The sequence below is a fragment of the Acidovorax facilis genome, assembly GCF_023913775.1.
GTDB lineage: Bacteria > Pseudomonadota > Gammaproteobacteria > Burkholderiales > Burkholderiaceae_C > Acidovorax > Acidovorax facilis.
Map to the genome: position 1 here is coordinate 1 of NZ_JAMXAX010000038.1, position 3,939 is coordinate 3,939.

Annotated in this window: 3 protein-coding genes; all 3 read right to left on the reverse strand. The window is 60.0% G+C overall.

The window, feature by feature from the left end:
* On the reverse strand, positions 1-1,229 hold a 1,229-nt coding region (hsdR, locus tag NFX52_RS12830), incomplete at its 3' end, for an EcoAI/FtnUII family type I restriction enzme subunit R (protein ID WP_252635665.1).
* 159 nt (positions 1,230-1,388) lie between these two features.
* A complete protein-coding gene (locus tag NFX52_RS12835; protein WP_055394154.1) occupies positions 1,389-3,005 on the reverse strand; it encodes a methyl-accepting chemotaxis protein in 1,617 nt (538 codons plus the stop codon).
* A 140-nt stretch (positions 3,006-3,145) separates the two neighbouring features.
* Positions 3,146-3,939 (reverse strand): class II fructose-bisphosphate aldolase (locus NFX52_RS12840; RefSeq protein WP_252635666.1); only part of this gene is annotated, 794 nt, incomplete at its 5' end.

Below are 3,939 nucleotides of genomic sequence, written 5' to 3' on the forward strand. Positions count from 1 at the left end.
TCTTCGATGGCGTGGCCGTGCTTGTCCTGCATGCCCGCCGTTGGGCGCCAGCCGAAGGTGTCTTTGTCCAGATCGACGCGGATGACCTTGTACGGCGCGAGGTAGCCGTCTTCGATGCCTTGCTTGAGGCTGTAGGTGTAGACGGGCTCGCCGAAGTAATCGGTGTTGGAAACGTCTTTGGTTTCCTTGGGCGTGGCGGTCAGGCCGATCTGCGTAGCGCTGCCGAAGTAGGTGAGGATGTCGCGCCAGGCGGAGTCTTCGGCCGCGCTGCCCCGGTGGCATTCGTCCACCACGATCAGGTCGAAGAAGTCGGGGCTGAACTGCTTGTAGATGTTGCGCTCTTCTTCGGTGCCCGTGACCGCCTGATAGAGCGAGAGGTATATCTCGTAGCTTTTGTCCACCAGTTTGGTGGCCTTGTTGACGGCCAGGTCCACGTCTTCCAGCGACACCGTGCCCCGCGCATCGACACGCTCCACGCCCTTGGCGTTGGGGCTGAGCTTGGCCATGGCGCCCTTGAAGGGGCGAAAGTCGTTGACCATGGTCTGGTCGATGAGGATGTTGCGGTCGGCCAGGAACAAGATGCGCTTTTTGGCGCTGCTCTTCCAAAGGCGCCAGATGATCTGGAACGCGGTGTAAGTCTTACCGGTGCCGGTGGCCATAACCAGCAGCACGCGGTTTTGGCCGGTAGCGATGGCCTCAACCGCCCGGTTGACGGCGTTGAGCTGGTAGTAGCGCGGGGTTTTGTGGGGGGCGTAGTCGAACCCAGCGACGCGGCTCTCCTCGGCGGACCAGCCTTTCCAAGTGCAATACCGGTGCCACAGTTCCTGCGGCGAGGGGAATTCTTCGAGGGTGAGGTTCTGCTCCAGCACGCCAGTGGCCAAGGTCGCGTCGCGGAACACGAAGCTGTCGCCATTGCTGGAGAAGCTGAATGGCACATCGAGCAGTTGGGCGTAGTTCAGCGCCTGGCCCATGCCAGCGCCGACGGCGTGCTTGTTGTCTTTGGCCTCAACGACCGCCAGGGGAATGTTGGCCTTGTAGAACAGTGCGTAGTCAGCCCTGAGCACGGAGCTCTTGTCCCGGTAGGCCTTGCTGCCACGCACCACGACACGCCCGGCACGCAGGGGGTACTCACGAAATATCTGATCCAAACCGTTCCATCCAGCTTGCTCCATGGCCGGGCGAATGAACTTGTCGCAGATGTCGCTTTCAGAGAGGTTGGTCTTGTCCATTGAACGAATCGCACAGTCCTCGACGGCTCAAAGATGTCTCACAGTTGTTACTGGATACTACTGCCTACTATGACCCCTAAATTTTTGGTCACTGTTGAGGCCGCGAGGCTTGCCGCTTCCGAAAATGCTTGCCGCCCGGGCAGCTACTGCTACTGCCCTCTATGTACTCTGATTCAGTTTAAATACACCGACCGACTGTAGCAACTGACTTGCCTGCCCTTGCAGAGAATCGGCTGCGGCAGCCGACTCCTCGACCAACGCCGCGTTTTGCTGCGTTACCTGGTCCATTTGCACGACAGCTTGGTTGATTTGTTCAATGCCCAAGGTCTGCACTTGGCTGGCCGCTGCAATCTCGGCCATGATGTCCGTCACTCTCCGCACGCTAGCCACAATTTCTTCCATGGTTTTGCCCGCAGCGGACACTTGCGAAGATCCCCTTTCCACCTTGCTCACCGAGTCGTCAATGAGGTGTTTGATTTCCTTGGCTGCGTCGGCACTGCGCTGCGCCAGGGCTCTCACTTCAGAGGCCACCACGGCAAAGCCGCGCCCCTGCTCGCCCGCGCGCGCCGCCTCGACGGCCGCGTTCAGGGCAAGGATGTTGGTCTGGAATGCAATGCCGTCGATCACGCCAATGATGTCGACGATCTTGCGCGATGAGGCATTGATGGAACCCATGGTGACCACCACCTGGGCCACCACGGCGCCACCATGCACGGCCACGCTGGACGCCTGGCCCGCCAACTGGTTGGCCTGGAGTGCATTGTCGGCGTTATGCCTGACTGTGGAAGTCAGCTCCTCCATGGACGCGGCGGTCTGCTGCAATGAACTGGCCTGCTGTTCGGTGCGGGACGACAAGTCCTGGTTCCCTGCCGCAATCTGGCTCGACGCCGTGGCCATGCTGTCGGCACCGTTGCGCACCTGACCCACAATCTTGAGCAAGCTGTCGTTCATCTCGCGCAGCGCCTGCATGAGTTGCCCGGTTTCGTCGGTTTGCGTAGCGACGATTTGACTTGTCAAATCCCCGGCTGCGACAGTGCGCGCGACCCGGACCGCCTCATTGATGGGGCGCGTGATGCCGCGCGTAATCGTCCAAGCAATGGCGATGCCCAGGAGAATCGCTAGCACGGTCAGTGTCAACATCGTCACTTGGGCAATTTCGTAATCCCGATTGGCGTCGGCCACGTAATCGTTACTCAGCCTGTGTTCGAGATCGATCAAGCCCGACAGGCCGTTCTGCCATTTGAATTGAGACGGCGGTAGATCTTTGATCAGTACCTTTGCCGCCTCTTCTGCCCGATCTGCAAAGCCAAGTTCCACCACTTTAGCGATCAAGGGCGCTGCGGCTGAGGCAGCCTCCTTGACCTGACCAAGAAGCGCATGCTGATCAACCGTGGTCTTTGGCCCACTGGCAAACATGCTTGTCAATTTTTGTTCTGCCTGTGCGTAGATGGCAGCTTGCTTTTGAATGTGCTCTACCTCGGCCTTGATGTCGACCACTTCGTGGAGCAAGACCAAGTTTCGCAGTGCGATCATGCGATCCAGCACAGAAACCCGCATGGTGGTAGCGAGCCCCGCCTGCACATTGTTCACTGTGGTGATTTCTTCCATATGGGCACGTATCGTCGCCATACGGTTCAGGCCCAGCGCGGCGCCGGCAGCCAGCATCAGCAACAACACAGCAAAGCCCGCACCCAAGCGGACGCCGATTTTCAGATTCCGAATGTTCATGGTTTTTACTTTGTGCTTAGGGTGCAGGAGCAGGAGCAGGTCAAACATACGCTTGGCAGGAACACAGCGACCATCTTCGGCAGCGGCACCGTCTGCCCCCACAGCCCGGAGTTAGGGCCGCAAACCCTTCAAATCATTTCGAGGCAGAAAGCCTGCCCTCCATGCCAGCCCATATCAGCGGTTCAGCTTTATGAACGAACATATCGCAGGCCCATACCTTCAAGCGGTACGGGCTTGATGCGAGCCGCTTGCCCCGCGCAGCCGAAGGCTTCGAACCGCGCCACACAAATGTCGCTGGCCGCCTTTCGCGCGGCGATCTGTGCCTTACGCGGATCGAACTCACCGGGGTTTTGCGCCAGCGACCGCCGCATGGCGCCGGTCATGGCTAGGCGGATGTCGGTGTCGATGTTCACCTTCCGCACGCCGTGGCGAATGCCCACCTGGATTTCCACCACCGGAACTCCGTAGGTTTCCTTGATGCTGCCGCCGTGCTCACGAATGATGGCCAGCCATTCCTGCGGCACGCTTGAGCTACCGTGCATGACTAGGTGGGTATTGGGGATGCGTGCATGAATCGCCTTGATCCGGTCAATGGCCAGAATGTCGCCGGTGGGCTTGCGGCTGAACTTGTAGGCGCCGTGGCTGGTGCCAATGGCAATCGCCAGCGCGTCCACGCCGGTCTGTGTGACGAAATCGGCCGCTTGGTCCGGGTCGGTCAGCATCATGTCGTGGGAAAGCTTGCCAGCTGCGCCGATGCCGTCTTCCTCACCTGCCTCGCCGGTTTCCAGCGAGCCGAGGCAGCCGAGCTCACCTTCCACCGAAACCCCGACGGCATGGGCCATTTCACAGGCGCGGCGCGTCACCTCGACGTTGTAGGCATAGCTCGCCGGCGTCTTGCCGTCCGCCATCAGCGACCCGTCCATCATCACGCTGGTAAAGCCCGAGCGGATCGACTGCATGCACACCGCAGGCGAAGTACCGC